The sequence below is a fragment of the Flavobacterium limicola genome (genome assembly GCF_003634755.1).
GTDB classification, from domain to species: Bacteria; Bacteroidota; Bacteroidia; order Flavobacteriales; family Flavobacteriaceae; genus Flavobacterium; species Flavobacterium limicola.
Window position 1 is genome coordinate 56,479 of sequence record NZ_RBXA01000002.1, and the last position, 16,522, is coordinate 73,000.

Below are 16,522 nucleotides of genomic sequence, written 5' to 3' on the forward strand. Positions count from 1 at the left end.
CTTCAAATTAAGCCTAAAACCAAAATTGCGTGTAGCGTGCGTTGGGTGTAGTGCTTTTATCTTGTTACAGCTCTTTTTAAGGATTCAAAATGTAATTCGTCTTTCCCTAATAATGTCATTAATTCTCCAATTGCCTGAGATAGATTTAATATGATTTCATCGTGCTTCATCACCTTTTCGAAGGTTGTAAAATGTGAAAAATGATGTAAGGTTTTTAATTCCATATGTTCCGGCATCAAAATTCTTATCCTTTCGTCAACTTGATCGGTTGAATCTGGAAGTTTCATTAATGTATAAATTTCTAAAAATCGCCTTACTGCGTTAGGCATTAATATTAATTTTTCATCTGTTTCTTGACAACCATTTATAAAGAACTTAAAAATTAAATCGAATAAATAAATATATTCGGATTTGTAATCTCGTAATGATTTTGGTAATTCTTGAATGTTAGATTCAGTATTTGAAATTCTTTTTATGAAATAGTATTCTTTTGTGTTTTTTTTATTTATTCTATTGGAATCTTTGATAAAAGAAAAAAATTCAAAATTATGTGTAGATATAAATAGTTGTTTAAAACAGTTTACATATTGTTCAGGAACAGCAGGATTAATATTTTGTCTAAAAAAGAAAGAATTTATCAATGAATAAATTTGAGCAATATGATTTCCATCTAAACTTGAAATAGGGTCGTCAATACAGATAATATAGTCAAAGATCTTTTTATCTTGAAATAAACTTTCTAAAGAAACTAAAAAGTATGAAAACGAAATTGCTGTTTTTTCTCCTTCACTTAAATTATCAGCTATTTGTCCATTTCTTTTTAAAATAAATTTATCATCCTCAATAACTTCTATAAATATATCCGAACGGTTTAAAAATTTCTGAATAAAACTATTAAGCTCATCTTTTCCTTTTACAATGCTTTTTAATTCACCTTCTAGTTTTGCTATTTCAATTTTTACTTTTTTTATATAGCTATCAAATTTTGAGATACATCTGATTCCAAATTCACTTTCCTTTTTCTTTTTAATATATTCTTCTATGGTTAAAAATAAGGATACTTGATGCTTTTTTAGAAGATTTCTGGCTTCAATTTGTTTTGTATCAAAATCAGTAAATAATTGATTATGATTATTAATCAGCTTATTTGTTATTTCAGTCCATTTATCAATATCTAATTGTAATGCATTATCATAATCAGCAATTCTTTTACTAATGAATATTGATTCATTGTTCTTAATTTCTAATTCATTAATTAGATTATTATAGAATAAAAATATTTTGTCTTTGATTAATATGAATGAATCTAATTGCGCTTGAAAATCATTTTGAAAATTATCAAAGAATTCAAATTTACTTTTTGGTAATTCGACATTGTTTAGTTCATCTATTTTGCGTTTAATTTGCTCAATCTTTGTAATTATCTCATTTCTTAGATTCGAAGATTCATTATTAAAATATAATAGTAAATTATTTAATCTTTCTTTACTTAAATCATTTTCACAAAAAAAAACATTTTTCTTTTCCTTTATGTAATGGAATTCCTGATTTCACCCAATTTGACACATACGGATTTTCTTCGAGTATCTGTATTATATTGTTTTTTTTAGGTTCTTGATTTAAAAGTATTACAACAGAATCATATAAACTTTTTAAATTTACATCATTATGAATAATTTGGATTTCCTCTTTATCGTTTGTTGATAACGATAATTTTTTTATCCTATTTAATTCATCAAGATCAGTTATTAAATTACTTTCTAAGTCATTAACTACTTGTGGAATAATTGATTTTAAATGACTTTTGTTGAATTCAATTAGGCTATTGAAAATGTCGTTTTTAATTGTTCTTGATTCTTGAGTGTATTTATTATCTTCAAATGAATCAAACTCTGTTTTTAATAATTCAAAAGGTGATTTTTTACTTATAATTTCGTTAGAACCGTTAACTTTTAGTATTTGTTCTTCAAGTTTTTCAATTTTTTCTCTTAAACCAATTGTTTCTCCAACATCAAAAGTTATTCCATTAAATTGGCTATTTAAGTCCCATTTTAAATTTTCTCGAATATAATCTGAATTAAATATTAGTAAATTTAAATTGTTGTTCTCAATGTTTTTGTGGGTTATTTTACTTTTGTCATCTAATGTTATTTCAAACTCAGCTTCTGAATAAGATTTGTTTAATTGTTTATTTTTTAGGGAAGATAATAACCTTGAAATTGTAGTTTTACCTGAATAATTCCAACCGTAAAATATATTCTTTTCATTAAATTCTGGAAGTATATCCGAAGTAAAATTTTGGAATACTCCAAAATTTTTAAGAGTATTTATTTTTCTAATCATATTGTTATATTTTTCAGTTTTTTTACGATCGATGGGCGCATTACACCCAACGTTTGGCCGCTTGGCGATGTGGCGGATTAAGGAAGCCTAAATTTTCGGTTAATGACTAATTTTACAAGTACAAAACCAACTTCAAATTAAGCCTAAACCCGCCATATTGCCAAACGGCGGTTATGGGCTGTGCTATTTTTTATCGGCCTTTTCTAGTTGATATAAAGACAAAAATTTATTTCCTAACGCTGATAATACAAATTTATCATATTCCATTTTCATTCCCGTATTTCGAACTTTTTGTCTTTCAACCAATCCAAAGTTTAAAAGAGTAGGTACAAGTTTATTAGTGATAAATCTTTGAATATCAGTTGACATCGTAGCTGTAACTCCAGTAGTAAAAGAGGCAGAAAATCCAACCATTGCTAATAGAGCATTTGTTTCCCAGTCTTCATCTTGATTAATTATTGCACTTGGCACAACAATAGTCTTTGCTTCTAATACTTTTGAAATTTCTTCATATGTATAATCACCTATAGAATGATTTCTGCTAGCCTTTTTAGTCAAGGTTTCCAAGCTTAAAACCTTTTTTTGCAATACGTCTCGTTCACTCCTGATAATTTCTAGTTCATTCAAAATTATTGTATTATCAGGGATTTCATCACCTTTAATCCATCCAGTTAAGTCAAATTGATTTTGTATATCAATTATGGACTCCAAAATTGCAAGTTTGATTTCACTGCTGTCTTTACACAATCGACATACTTTTGATAAAACAGCTTCCTTGAATTTTTTATATTTGTCTTGATTCTCAAGTTCTAGAACATTTTGTCCTTGGCTGTGCACCTTTTGCTTCATCATTTCATCATTAACAACGATTGCAAAAAAAGGCTTGTCCAACTCAAGTGCATATCTATATTCAATTTCAGTATATGAAATTTGAGATTCATTTTCTAATGAGCCGTATCGTCCACCTAGAATTAGAATATAAATGTCCGATTCCCCAATCCATTTCTTTATAGTATCAAGCTGACTTTTGTTTCCCGCTGAAAATAATTCCATACCTGCTGGGATATTCCCTGCGCGCAAAACGGCTTCGACCGCTGCTTGCCTTTCTTCTATTAAATCCGTAAATGTTGATGAAATGAATATTTGTAATTTTTTTTTCATATTAACTAGGTAATGTTTTGTTTTATTTAATAAAATATTTGGTTAACAATTTTTAAGTCATTTTTTGATTAAAAATTCAGTTAGGTTCTTGTTTCTGCTGAGGCATTGCCCATAACTTGTATATACACGCTACAAACTAGCGCATATTCACCCAAAATCAGGTTGCTTTGCGCTACAAAAAGCAATTTACAGTTCTGCTAATGTAGTTCATTTATTACGAATTTTTGGTATTGTAATTTTTAAATTTATCGAATAGAATTAATATAAATGAACAATCATAATCCTCAGCCACGAGTGCATTTATTTTCCTCGAAATTTTAAACTTAAAAAATGTAAACAATTTTGTTTACATTTGTACTATGAAAACAATTGACATTATAAAAGGAATTCATCCCGGTAAGTTTGTTGAGTGGGAATTAAAGAAAAGGAACCTTAATCAAAGGCAATTTGCGCTTTCTATTGGTGAACATGCTCAAACTTTGAGCGCCATCATAAAGGGCAACAGGCGGATGAATGTTGCTTTGTCTCTCAAGATAGAAGAACAACTGGAATTAGAAGAAGGTTTCCTGATGACGCTACAGGTTTTTTATGACATAAAGGAAGCAAAGAAAGACAGTACTTATAAACCCGATCTTTCCAAATTAAGAAAAGGGATATTTTGGGATACTGATTTTGATAAAATAGATTGGAAATTAATGAAAATTTCAATAGTGAAAAGAGTTTTTGCTTATGGTACTAAGTCGGAACAAGATGAAATTACTCGTTTTTATGGAAAAGATGAAGTTTCTAAAATTAATTTATTGCATCCTGAACTACTAACAAGATAGCTTATGTATTGGAATACGGTTTCCCCATTGCTTAAACAAGTTCTGATTGATTTGATGCAAGAACAATTATTTGCTCCTTTCAGATTAGTTGGTGGTACGTCTTTGAGTTTGCAAATCGGACATAGAGTGTCTGTTGATATTGATTTGTTCACAGCTGCGGATTATGGTTCAATTGATTTTAAGGAGATAAGAAGTTTTTTAGAGAATAAATACCCGTATTGTAGCTCTAGAAATCTTGATAATGTTGCGTTTGGAACTTATTTTGAAGTAGGAAATTCAAAAAAGGATTTTGTAAAAATTGATTTGTATTACACGGATGAATTTATTTTTGATTTAGTTTCCAAAGACGATATTAGAATGGCTTCTGAAAATGAAATTATTGCCATGAAATTAGATGTTGTTCTAAGGGGTGGCCGAAAAAAAGATTTTTGGGACTTACATTATTATCTTGACAAGGTTTCTATTGATGAAATGATTTCGTTCTATGAAAAGCGTTATCCCTACACTGATTGTTCCGCTATTAAAAGTCAATTTGTAAATTTTGAATTAGCTGATCCTGATTTTGACCCGATGTGTTTATTGAATAAATCTTGGGAGTTAATCAAATTAGATTTTCATCAAAATATTAGTGGAAATTCCTAATTTCAAAAGATTGCATTGAAATATCAAATGCCCTAGCCCCGATAGCAGCGGCATCCTTTATGTTCTTTCTTTAAGAACATAAAGATACAGCGGAGAGCGGGAGAGAGCTCCAGATTCCGACTTCCGCCAGAATGACAAACCCTCTGAAATGTCATCTTGTCAGATTTTTTTACGCCAATTTTAACATAAACTGACAATTTAATAGGCCATTTTGTATTGGCACAAAGATTGACTTATCGACTTCGAGTCATTAAAACAAGTATACAATAAAATTAAATATATTAAAAATGGGTAAAATAATCGGAATTGATTTAGGTACGACCAACTCTTGTGTTTCTGTAATGGAAGGTAATGAAGCAGTTGTTATTCCTAATGCAGAAGGAAAAAGAACAACACCATCTATCATCGCTTTTGTTGAAGGTGGAGAGATTAAAGTAGGAGATCCTGCTAAAAGACAAGCGGTAACTAATCCAACTAAGACTATTGCTTCTATCAAACGTTTTATGGGTCACTCTTTTTCAGAAATTACAGCTGAAGCAAAAAGAGTTTCTTACAAAGTAGTAAAAGGGGACAACAATACTCCACGTGTGGATATTGATGGTCGTTTATACACTGCTCAAGAATTGTCAGCTATGACACTTCAAAAAATGAAAAAAACAGCTGAAGACTATTTAGGTCAAACTGTTACTGAAGCAGTTATTACTGTTCCAGCTTACTTTAATGATGCACAACGTCAAGCTACGAAAGAAGCGGGTGAAATTGCAGGTCTTAAAGTAATGCGTATTATCAACGAACCAACTGCAGCTGCACTTGCTTACGGTTTAGATAAAAAAGGTAAAGATCAAAAAATTGCTGTTTACGATTTAGGTGGAGGTACATTTGATATTTCTGTTCTTGAATTAGGAGACGGAGTTTTTGAAGTATTGTCTACAAACGGAGATACTCACTTAGGTGGAGATGATTTTGACCACGAAATTATTGACTGGTTAGCTGACGAATTTAAAGCTGAAGAAGGTATTGACTTACGTCTTGATCCAATGTCATTGCAACGTTTGAAAGAAGCTGCTGAGAAAGCAAAAATTGAATTGTCTTCTTCTGCTGAAACTGAAATCAACTTGCCATACGTAACTGCTACGGCTTCAGGACCAAAACACTTAGTTAAAAAATTAACTAGAGCTAAATTTGAGCAATTAACTGATTCATTAGTAAAACGTTCTATGGCACCAGTTGCTAAAGCGTTGAAAGATGCAGGTTTAACTGTTTCTGATATTGACGAAGTTATCTTAGTAGGTGGTTCTACTCGTATGCCAAGAATTGCTGAAGAGGTTGAAAAATTCTTTGGTAAAAAAGCGTCTAAAGGAGTTAACCCTGATGAGGTTGTTGCAATTGGAGCAGCTATTCAAGGTGGAGTTCTTTCTGGAGATGTAAAAGATGTATTGTTACTTGACGTTACACCTTTATCTTTAGGTATCGAAACTATGGGTGGTGTTTTGACTAAATTAATTGAGTCTAACACAACTATTCCAACTAAAAAATCTCAAGTTTTCTCTACAGCTGCAGATTCTCAACCAACAGTTGAAATCCACGTTTTACAAGGAGACAGAGCTATGGCAGTTGACAACAAAACTATCGGTCGTTTCCATTTAGATGGTATTCCACCAGCTCCAAGAGGTGTTCCACAAATTGAAGTAACTTTTGATATTGATGCTAATGGTATCATCAAAGTTTCTGCAACTGACAAAGGAACTGGAAAATCTCACGATATTCGTATCGAAGCTTCTTCTGGATTAACAGCTGAAGAAATCGAAAGAATGAAAAAAGATGCAGAAGCTAATGCTGATTCTGACAAACTTTTAAGAGAAAGAGCAGAAAAATTGAACGAAGCTGACGGAATGATCTTCCAAACTGAAACTCAATTGAAAGAATTAGGTTCTAAATTATCTGATGAAAACAAAGTTGCTGTAGAATATGCATTAACTGAATTGAGAATGGCGCACCAATCTCAAGACATTCCTGCAATTCAAACAGCTCTTGACAACATCAACGCTGCTTGGAAAAAAGCAACTGAAGCGATGTATGCTCAAGGTGAACAAGGTCAAGGTGAAGCACAACCTCAAGGGGATGCTGCTCAAGGAGACAATGTTGAAGACGTTGAATTCGAAGAAGTAAAATAATTATCAGTAGAGATGCATTACGATGCATCCCTACTATTGATTTAGAAAACCGTTCGCCATTGGTGAACGGTTTTTTTTGTGGAATTTATTTTTGTTTAAATAGGGATGCGCCTATTTGTATCAAATATTATTGTACTTTTCAATTCCTTTGAAATCGAAAGCAATTATGAAAAAAACAATCTTACTTCTTGTTATGGCATTTTGTTGTACGGCTCTTTTCAGTCAGACCAATAAAGCCAAAAAATCAACAGCTTCATCCATTTTTGCAAAATCAGACAATGTTTCTGCAGAATTGATTAAGAATAAATTTTATTTGTTTATCACGAATAAAGGAGCCAAAAAAGACACGATTTTATTGAAAATTTTTGAGGTAGATAAGTTGCCATTAGAATGTAAAATTGAGCCCTTTACGACCAAAGGAACTACTTTGCATAAAATAACGTGGCAGGAAAAGAAGACTGCGCAAAGCAAATTAAAAACTGAGGTTGCAGTGACTACCATTTCTGTAATTTGTGACATAGCTTCTAAAATGAAAGTGCTGACGAATGAACAAACAACTACAAAAATAACTGAAATACATTTTTTGGATGACAAACAAACGGTTTCTGAAACAATAGACCGAATTAGAAATGAAGGTTTTGAATGTATTGTAAACAAAGCAGGAGATGTGGTATTGAAAAATAAAGCAAAGGAAAATAAAATGATTTACGTTCCTGCGGATAAAAAGTTTGTATTCGCTTCTGCCGGACCATCTAAGAAAAAATAATAAGTTAGTTTTAAAATTTAGCCTGTTCGTATCGAAACTTCTTCTTGATTACCAGCTAAAGAAATCGTAAGAATGAAAAAAGATGCAGAAGCTAATGCTGATTCTGACAAACTTTTAAGAGATAGAGCAGAAAAATGGAACGAAGCTGACGGAATGATCTTCCAAACTGAAACTCAATTGAAAGAAGTAGGTTCTAAATTATCTGATGAAAACAAAGTTGCTGTAGCATATGCATTGACTGAATTGAGAATGGCGCACCAATCTCAAGACATTTCTGCAATTCAAACTGCTCTTGACAACATCAACGCTGCTTGGAAAAAAGCAACCGAAGCAATGTATGCTCAAGGTGAACAAGGTCAAGTTGACAATTTTGAAGACGTTAAATTTGAAGAAGTAAAATAATAATTCTTTGTAGAGATGCACTGCGGTGCATCTCTACTATTGATTTAGAAAACCGTTCACCACAGGTGAACGGTTTTTTTATGCTTCTCTATTTCTTAGTTTTTTGTCAAACATATTTGTAATCACTACCGCATGCGGAAACGTTATGGCGGCCAAAAAGGAGAAAAACAAAGCATTAAAAAGTTGTTCCTCTTTACACATATAATAGATCAGTGTAATTCCTATTATAGATATCAACCAATAAATCCCTGCCGCTTTACAATAGTCAACAAAATATTTTATTGAAAACGAACCATTCAAAAATTTAATCTGGTCAATTATTGAAGGAATGCTGTGCCATAAAACAAAATAAATGGCAAATCCCCAAATCAGACTGGAAGACTTAAAGAGGATTGCAAAGAGCATTAAATAAAAGAATTCTAAAATTAGTTTTTTTCTGATATTTTTTGATTTCCAATACAAATAGGTACTTAAACCAATAAAAGTAATTGATGAAATTTGCAAAAGCAAAACAAAGTATTGACCTGGAATATTGATATTGGCGATGTTTAAAATAATACTTTGTACTTCATCGGAGTGAAACACAAATAGTAATTGTAAGACAATGAATCCGTATAAAAATTGAAATGCCATTTGGATCCATTTCGGAAAGTTGTCCAATAAATCTTGCCATTGCTGTTCGCCAAAATGATAGGCGCTTACAATAATGAACAGTAGCAGTGCAATTTGAGGAATTGTATAGAACAATAAGGCGCCTGTTAAAACCATTACTACATAATATCCTAGTATTTTAAACCAAGAATTGGACTGTTTTGTGGTTTTAATATTTTTGATTAGAAGTAAATCGTTTGCACCATGTAATATTCCAAAAGTGAAAATCAAGAAGAAACCCAATATTATTTGGATTTTTGTCGATAGAAAGGAATCCATCCAAAGTCCGAAAAAGCTTGCTACAATTACAATATTTAAATAATTTTTCATGAATTTTAATTATCGTTTAAAATTAGTTAAAAAATATTAAACAAAAATGATTTTTTATTGTTTAACTTTTACTATATTTGATTGAACAAAAAACCATTAAAATAATTATTTATGACAAATTTTATGTTTATTTCAGGATTAGTTGGGAAAATGTTGCCAACTGATTACGTAGGGTTTACTTTTTTTGTAGGCTGTATGGCTATGATGGCCGCTTCAGCATTTTTCTTTTTATCCTTAAGCCAGTTTGATAAAAAGTGGCGTACCTCAGTGTTGGTGTCAGGATTAATCACTTTTATTGCTGCTGTACATTATTTCTACATGAGAGATTATTGGGCTTCATTTGGTGAGTCACCTACATTCTTTCGTTATGTAGATTGGGTACTTACAGTGCCGTTGATGTGTTTAGAATTTTACCTGATACTTAAAGTAGCAGGAGCAAAACAATCATTACTGTGGAAAATGATTATTTATTCTGTAATCATGTTAGTAACAGGTTACATTGGTGAAGTTATTGCACCAGAAAGCGCTGCTTTATGGGGATTCATTTCCGGATTAGCTTACTTTGCAATTGTATACGAGATTTGGTTAGGTGAAGCTGCAAAATTAGCTGCATCAGCTGGTGGCGAAGTGCAAAAAGCACACAAAATCTTATGTTGGTTTGTTCTTGTTGGATGGTCAATCTATCCATTAGGATATATGATGGGCACATCAGGATGGTACAACGGATTTATACCAGCTGGTAATATTGACGTGGCCTACAATATTGCAGATGCGATTAACAAAATTGGTTTTGGATTGGTAATCTACAGTTTAGCTGTAAAATCGTCTAAAGATTAATTACTTTTATTATTTTTTTTAATATTTGATTTTAAAAACCGGACTAGTGATAGTTCGGTTTTTTTATGGAATTATAGGAAACAAAATACCCAACCTTTTTTTGAAATAAGTCGGGTTTTGTTATTACTAATTTATCACGTAGAGATGTGCTGTAGTGCGTCTTTATAATATGTGTTTCTACAATGTGCATTTATAGAACAATGTGTATTCTATAAATTTTTTTACTATGGTTGCAATCACATCAAACACATCACAAAAAAAAAGGGAAAATGTTCAAACAACATTTTCCCTTTTAATTTATTATTTTGGATCTAAAGCTTCACCAATTCTAGAAATCAAATCGAGTACATGATATTTACTCATTCGGTCTGACATCCTGGCGGAAGACATTTTTAAATCGTTTTTTAGTGCATTCAATTGGCCTCTTGCAATAGAAGGTAAATCAGTTTGTGCTAAGTTTACTCTTCTGGTATTGAAACCATACGTTACTCCAACAGGAACAGATCTTACAGTTGCAGTACCTGGTTTAAGCAATTCAATCAATTTGTCTACATACAATTTTTGAACATTTCTGCGGTACATATCAATAGAACTATTGCTTTTCAATTCAGAGAAAATTCCTTTGTTCAAATCAGTCATTAATTCGTCTACGGAATAATTGTCTTTACTTGCTGTTGAGGTTTCTAAAAGGCGAACCATTCTGTCACCTGCCATAAGACTGGACAAAGTTGCATCCTGCATTCCTTTGATAGCTTCAACACCACTTTCCGGGTTTATTTTTGAAAGAACATTTTGATCCAATAACCATTTTGGTGTAGTGAATAATTGTGTATTCAAGAACGCTACAGCATCTTTTTGGATACTTTTTGGTACCACTTGAAATTGATTTCCAGCCATGTCATAGGTTTTTGGAGAATCATAAATTCCACCCACGTTTTTAGTTACGTGTCCCATATATCTTCTAAATTGTCCTGTAAGTGCGCTGTAAAGCTCATCTAATTCAGTATAACTTTGACCATCTTCTTTAGTCCATTCTAATAAATTAGGAAGTATTCTTTTCAGGTTTTTAATTCCGTATTCAGAAGCTCTCATTGCATTATCACCAATGTCTTCCGTTTGATATCTTGGGTCATAAGGACTTGTTTCAGAACCAAACCACAAGCGATTGTTTTTGTATGCTTCCTTAGTCATTTCATTCAACAAAGCTTTTTCCTGTGCTTCATTTTTAGTGTCTTCAAAATAAGAATATCCCCATTTGATAGCCCACTTGTCATAATCTCCAATTCTTGGAAACAAAGCCGTAACACCATCTTCTGGTTGTGCAACGTAGTTGAAACGCGCATAATCCATGATAGATGAAGTGTGTCCGTTTTTCTCTTGGTAGTCCTTATCTCTTAGTTTTTCAACCGGAGTTGCAGAACTTGCACCCATATTGTGACGCAATCCTAACGTGTGTCCAACTTCATGAGAAGAAACAAAACGAATTAATTCTCCCATTAATTTGTCATCAAACTTTTTAGATCTTGCCGCAGGATCAACCGCTGCAGTTTGAATCAAATACCAGTTTCTTAAAAGACTCATGATATTGTGATACCAACCAATGTGGCTTTCTAATATTTCACCACTTCTTGGATCGTGAACATTAGGACCATAAGCATTTTGAATCTCAGCTGCGAAGTATCTTAAAACAGAAAAACGAGCATCTTCCAAACTCATTGTTGGATCATTTTCTGGCCAATATTCACCACGAATTGCATTTTTCCAACCCGCTGCTTCAAAAGCGATTTGCCAATCGTCAATACCTTGTTTGATGAATTTTTTCCATTTTTCAGGAGTCGCCGGGTCAATGTAATATACAATTGGTTTCAAAGGCTCAATCAATTCTCCCTTTTTTTGTTTTTGAGCATCTTCAGGAGATTTAGGTTCTAAACGCCATCTTACCGCAAATACTTTGGTGTCTGATTTTTGAGATTCCTCTTCAAATACACCATACTGATTTGCAAAATAACCTACACGCGCATCAAATTCTCTTTTGCGCATCGGATTTTTTGGCAATAAAATCATAGAAGTATTCATTTCCACTGTGATTACTCCTGCATCTAAAGCTGAAGGTAAATCAACTCCAATTTTTGGTGTAGGTGAAGTATTGATTTTTGGTGGTGTTGTCGTAAAGGTTTTTACACTTCTAATTTCAGTGTTTATTGGAAAACTACTTACTTTAGAGATAAAAGATCTGTCTTTTTGAAACGTCTGAATGTTTAACAGTTGTTTTTTAATTGGATCCAAAGAAAAAGTTTGAACATCAGCATCGAAAGTAGTAGATAAATCAACTACATAACCTGTGATTTTTCCAGCATCATCTTTTTTGTACGCCAGAACATCATAATTTCCAATAATTGGATCTGAAGTTGAATTTTTAACTGCTTGAGCCATTGGTTTGTCTTCATCCGGAGACATAATAACGTAGGTAATAGATCTCAATAAGATATTATTATTCAAACCTTTTTCCCAACGAACGACTTGTCTGTTGATTTCTTCTCCACCAAAAATTCCTCCTCCGGCCGGAGTTTTAGAATATCGGGTGATGGTCATCATTTCACTTCCTAAAATAGAATCCGGAATTTCAAAAAGGTATTTGTTGTCTATTTTATGAACATCGATTAATCCTCTTTGTGTAACAGCACTCGAATCAATTACTTTTTTGTAAGGTTTGGGTTCTTTTTTGGCATCAGTGGCTTTAGCATCCACTTTGGCAATAGCATCTTTATCTGCTTTTCTTTTTTTTCGGCTTTGTGCGAATGTGTCTTGGGCAGAAAAAATCAACAGCAATACAATAAATAAGGTTAGTTTTTTTTTGATCATTTGGTTAAACATATAATAGTTAATACTAAGTTTTTAGTAAATAAATAGAAGAATCTTCCATTTATTCACTATTAATTTTCAAATCTATTGATATATTTTTAAAAACATATTATTTCAAAAAACGATTTTAAATAATTAACAATAATTAACAATCGTTCATTAATTACAGATTTATAATCCTTACATGATTTTTCTCATAAAAGGGATTGTTATTTCTACCTATTTTTGTTTTTCGAAATGTCAAAAGGCAGAAGGTGCGGTGCTTTTGTAAAACTTTTTCGTAATATTACTCTATAAATGATTTTTGAATGAGAAAAATTAAATACAAAAAAGGAAGAAAACTCCAACCCAATAATCTGGAATACACGGGAATTCATAAAGAAAACGAATCGGAGATGCAGTTATTTGTATATGATGATTTAAATCTGACAGAGTATGAAGGTTTTATGGTTTCAGAATTAGATAAATATATGAATTTCCATAGGAATAATTGGCTTAATATTCATGGTTTAAATAATATAGAATTGATGAAGTCTATTGGAAGTTATTTCAAAATCGACAATTTCATGTTGGCCGATATTTTGAATACTACAAGAAGAACTAAAGTGGAGGAGTTATCAGATGTTTTATTTTTCAATATAAAATCACTTTTGCCTTTAGGAGATTCAGATAATATAACAGTCGAGCAAATAAGTTTTTTGATAAAAGATGGGGTTCTAATTTCTTTTCAGGAAAAAAGGAGTGACTTTTTTACTCACATTCGAGAACGATTAAGAACACATTCTGGTATTGTAAGAACCAAAAAAGCCGACTATCTTTTGTATATTCTTTTGGATGCCATTATGGAAAATTTTTATATTACCTTGGAAAATGAAGAAGACAAAGTAGAGGAATTGATTAATCTTTCCAAGAAAAGTGCTGACCCAATAATTTTGGAAAAAATTGAAAAACACAGGGATAATTTTAACTTTTTGAAGCGTTCCATAATTCCGTTAAGGGAATCTTTGTACAACATAAAAAGTATTAAAGATGACAATGTTTTTAATGCGATAGAAAGTGAAAATTTTAGCTTTTTTGCACGATTACATCAAAAGAGTTTGGAGCTTTTGGAACAAATTGAATCGGATATGGGGTCATTGGAAAGTGCTTCTAATTTCTTTTTTTCGGCACAAACCCATAAGATGAATGAGATAATGAAAACGCTGACCATTGTGTCGGCAATATTTATTCCGTTAACCTTTATTGTTGGGATTTACGGAATGAATTTTGAGAATATGCCAGAACTTAGGCGCGAATATGGCTACCATACGGTAATGGCTATTATGTTTTTGATAGGAATAGGAATGATTGTCTATTTTAAAAAACGTCGTTGGTTTTAATACATAAAAAGCAATACATCCAATTTTTTTTGGAATTAAATAAAAAATGAAAAATGAACAAAGCCATTTATATAGCGACAAGCGAAGAAAATAGCGGTAAGTCGATCATCACATTAGGACTGATGAGTATGCTTATTGGCAAAACTGCCAAAGTGGGGTATTTCAGGCCAATTATTGAGGACACTGAAGAAGGAGGATTTGACAATCATATCGAAACGGTTATTGGTCATTTTGGTTTGGATATCGAGTTTGAAGATGCGTTTGCCATTACAAAAAGTAAATTAATCAAGAAAAAGAATAAAGGGAAAATAGGGGAAGTTCTCGATTTAATTATTGAAAAATATAAGAAATTAGAGGAACGTTTTGATTTTGTTTTGGTCGAAGGAACGGGATTCAGTGGGGAAGGAACGGTGATAGAATTAGACATGAATGTTCTGATTGCTAAAAATCTGGGAATCCCAACGATTATTGTAGGTTCCGGAGTAGGCAAAACACTGGAAGAATTATTAGACAGTTTGTATCTCGCTTATGATTCGTTCAAAGTGAAGGATGTAGAGGTATTGGCCGTAATTGCCAACAAAGTGCAACACGAAAATATTGACATAGTAACTACTGGTTTAAGAAAAAGTTTGCCTGAAAGCGTAATGGTAAACGCGATTCCGTTAATCCATAATTTGAATAATCCAACAGTTCAGGAAATCGTAAACGAGTTGGATGCTAAAGTTTTATTTGGCTCGGCACACTTAAACAACCAAACCGGAAATTTTAGCGTTGGCGCCATGCAATTGTGTAATTATTTGTTGCACTTGAAAGAGAATAGCCTAGTGATTACTCCTGGAGATCGTGCCGATATTATTTTAGGAGCCTTACAAGCTAATGAATCCGTGAATTATCCAACAATTTCAGGCATTGTTTTGACAGGAAATATTTTGCCGGAGATCAGTATTTTGAAATTGATAGAAGGACTTTCGACAATTGTTCCGATTATTGCCGTGGAAGAAGGGACTTATTTTATTACCAATAAAATAGGTTCTATTAAATCTAAAATTTACGCAAACAACAAGCAGAAGATTGAAATTTCGATTACGACTTTCGAAAAATATGTAGACTTAGACAACTTGGCTGAAAAGCTAATTACTTTTGAAGCAGAAGGAATGACCCCAAAAATGTTTCAGTATAATTTAGTAAAAAGAGCCAGACAACACAGGAAACACATTGTCCTGCCGGAAGGGAATGATGATAGAATTATTATGGCGGCATCCCGTTTATTAGAAATGGATGTGGTGGATATTTCGATTATTGGCAACAAGAAACAAATAGAAAGTAAAGTTGCGGAATTGGGTTTGTTTTTTGATTTTTCCAAAGTACAAATCATTAATCCGATAGAATCTGAGCATTATGATGATTATGTAAACACGTATTACGAGTTGCGTAAAGCGAAAAATGTAACGTTAGGAATGGCAAAAGATTTGATGGAAGATGTTTCGTATTTTGGTACGATGATGGTGTACAAAGGTCACGCTGACGGTATGGTTTCCGGTGCAGCGCATACTACGCAACATACCATTTTACCGGCGTTGCAATTCATTAAAACAAAACCAAATTCATCAGTAGTTTCATCGGTATTTTTCATGTGTTTAGAGGACAGAGTTTCAGTTTTTGGAGATTGCGCCATTAACCCAAATCCTACTGCGGAACAGTTGGCAGAAATTGCCATTTCATCTGCGGATTCTAGTTTGGCTTTTGGAATTGAACCAAAAATCGCCATGCTTTCCTACTCATCCGGTTCTTCAGGAAAAGGAGATGAAGTAGATAAAGTGCGGACTGCAACTGAAATAGTGAGAAAAAAACGCCCTGATTTAAAGATTGAAGGTCCTATTCAGTATGATGCTGCGGTTGATATGGCTGTTGGGAAAAGTAAAATGCCAAATTCAGAAGTGGCAGGGCAAGCCAGCGTTCTAATTTTTCCGGATTTAAATACAGGAAATAATACTTATAAAGCAGTGCAAAGGGAAACTGGTGCATTAGCAATTGGTCCGATGTTACAAGGATTGAACAAGCCGGTTAATGATTTAAGCCGTGGTTGTACGGTAGATGATATTATAAATACAGTCGTGATTACGGCGATTCAAGCACAAGGATTATAAA

The 16,522-nt window shown here is 32.5% G+C and carries 12 protein-coding genes and 1 pseudogene; 8 read left to right on the top strand and 5 right to left on the bottom strand.

What is annotated here, in order from left to right; translation table 11 throughout:
* Window positions 1–56: 56 nt before the first annotated feature.
* From BC952_RS07555 to BC952_RS07565, 3 genes are all read right to left on the bottom strand, one after another.
* Window positions 57–1,532 (bottom strand): AAA family ATPase, encoded by a 1,476-nt coding sequence (locus tag BC952_RS07555; protein WP_121365030.1) that lies wholly within the window; start codon window positions 1,530–1,532, stop codon window positions 57–59.
* Entirely contained in the window at window positions 1,501–2,343 is an 843-nt protein-coding gene (locus BC952_RS07560) for an AAA family ATPase (RefSeq protein ID WP_121365031.1), read from the bottom strand. The genes BC952_RS07555 and BC952_RS07560 overlap by 32 nt, the downstream gene beginning before the upstream one ends.
* A 183-nt stretch (window positions 2,344–2,526) precedes the next feature.
* Window positions 2,527–3,504 carry a DUF4062 domain-containing protein gene (locus tag BC952_RS07565; protein WP_121365032.1) on the bottom strand — a complete coding sequence of 326 codons (978 nt, stop codon included), beginning with the start codon at window positions 3,502–3,504 and terminating at the stop codon, window positions 2,527–2,529.
* A gap of 359 nt (window positions 3,505–3,863) precedes the next feature.
* On the opposite strand from BC952_RS07565, the gene BC952_RS07570 reads away from it, so the two are divergent.
* From BC952_RS07570 to BC952_RS07590, 5 genes and pseudogenes are all read left to right on the top strand, one after another.
* On the top strand, window positions 3,864–4,331 hold the full coding sequence (locus tag BC952_RS07570) for a helix-turn-helix transcriptional regulator (protein WP_121365033.1): 468 nt from the start codon (window positions 3,864–3,866) through the stop codon (window positions 4,329–4,331).
* 3 nt (window positions 4,332–4,334) lie between these two features.
* Window positions 4,335–4,973 (top strand): nucleotidyl transferase AbiEii/AbiGii toxin family protein, encoded by a 639-nt coding sequence (locus BC952_RS07575; RefSeq protein ID WP_121365034.1) that lies wholly within the window; start codon window positions 4,335–4,337, stop codon window positions 4,971–4,973.
* Between the two features lie 287 nt (window positions 4,974–5,260).
* Window positions 5,261–7,147: a molecular chaperone DnaK gene (gene dnaK / locus BC952_RS07580; RefSeq protein ID WP_121365035.1), complete on the top strand. Its 1,887-nt coding sequence runs from the start codon at window positions 5,261–5,263 to the stop codon at window positions 7,145–7,147.
* Between the two features lie 166 nt (window positions 7,148–7,313).
* A complete protein-coding gene (locus BC952_RS07585; protein ID WP_147405268.1) occupies window positions 7,314–7,913 on the top strand; it encodes a hypothetical protein in 600 nt (199 codons plus the stop codon).
* 24 nt (window positions 7,914–7,937) lie between these two features.
* Window positions 7,938–8,315: pseudogene (locus BC952_RS07590) on the top strand (Hsp70 family protein); the annotation flags it as partial.
* Window positions 8,316–8,393: 78 nt separating this feature from the next.
* On the opposite strand, the gene BC952_RS07595 reads toward BC952_RS07590, so the two are convergent.
* The gene (locus BC952_RS07595; protein ID WP_121365038.1) at window positions 8,394–9,296 is read right to left on the bottom strand and encodes a Brp/Blh family beta-carotene 15,15'-dioxygenase; all 903 of its coding nucleotides are present in this window, start codon (window positions 9,294–9,296) and stop codon (window positions 8,394–8,396) included.
* 111 nt (window positions 9,297–9,407) lie between these two features.
* On the opposite strand from BC952_RS07595, the gene BC952_RS07600 reads away from it, so the two are divergent.
* Window positions 9,408–10,133 carry a bacteriorhodopsin-like gene (locus BC952_RS07600; RefSeq protein WP_121365039.1) on the top strand — a complete coding sequence of 242 codons (726 nt, stop codon included), beginning with the start codon at window positions 9,408–9,410 and terminating at the stop codon, window positions 10,131–10,133.
* 300 nt (window positions 10,134–10,433) lie between these two features.
* On the opposite strand, the gene BC952_RS07605 is transcribed toward BC952_RS07600, so the two are convergent.
* On the bottom strand, window positions 10,434–12,995 hold the full coding sequence (locus tag BC952_RS07605) for a zinc-dependent metalloprotease (protein ID WP_208639977.1): 2,562 nt from the start codon (window positions 12,993–12,995) through the stop codon (window positions 10,434–10,436).
* A gap of 308 nt (window positions 12,996–13,303) precedes the next feature.
* Between BC952_RS07605 and corA the strand changes: the two genes are divergently transcribed.
* A complete protein-coding gene (gene corA, locus BC952_RS07610) occupies window positions 13,304–14,374 on the top strand; it encodes a magnesium/cobalt transporter CorA (protein WP_121365040.1) in 1,071 nt (356 codons plus the stop codon).
* A 53-nt stretch (window positions 14,375–14,427) separates the two neighbouring features.
* A complete protein-coding gene (gene pta, locus BC952_RS07615; protein WP_121365041.1) occupies window positions 14,428–16,521 on the top strand; it encodes a phosphate acetyltransferase in 2,094 nt (697 codons plus the stop codon).
* Window position 16,522 lies beyond the last annotated feature (1 nt).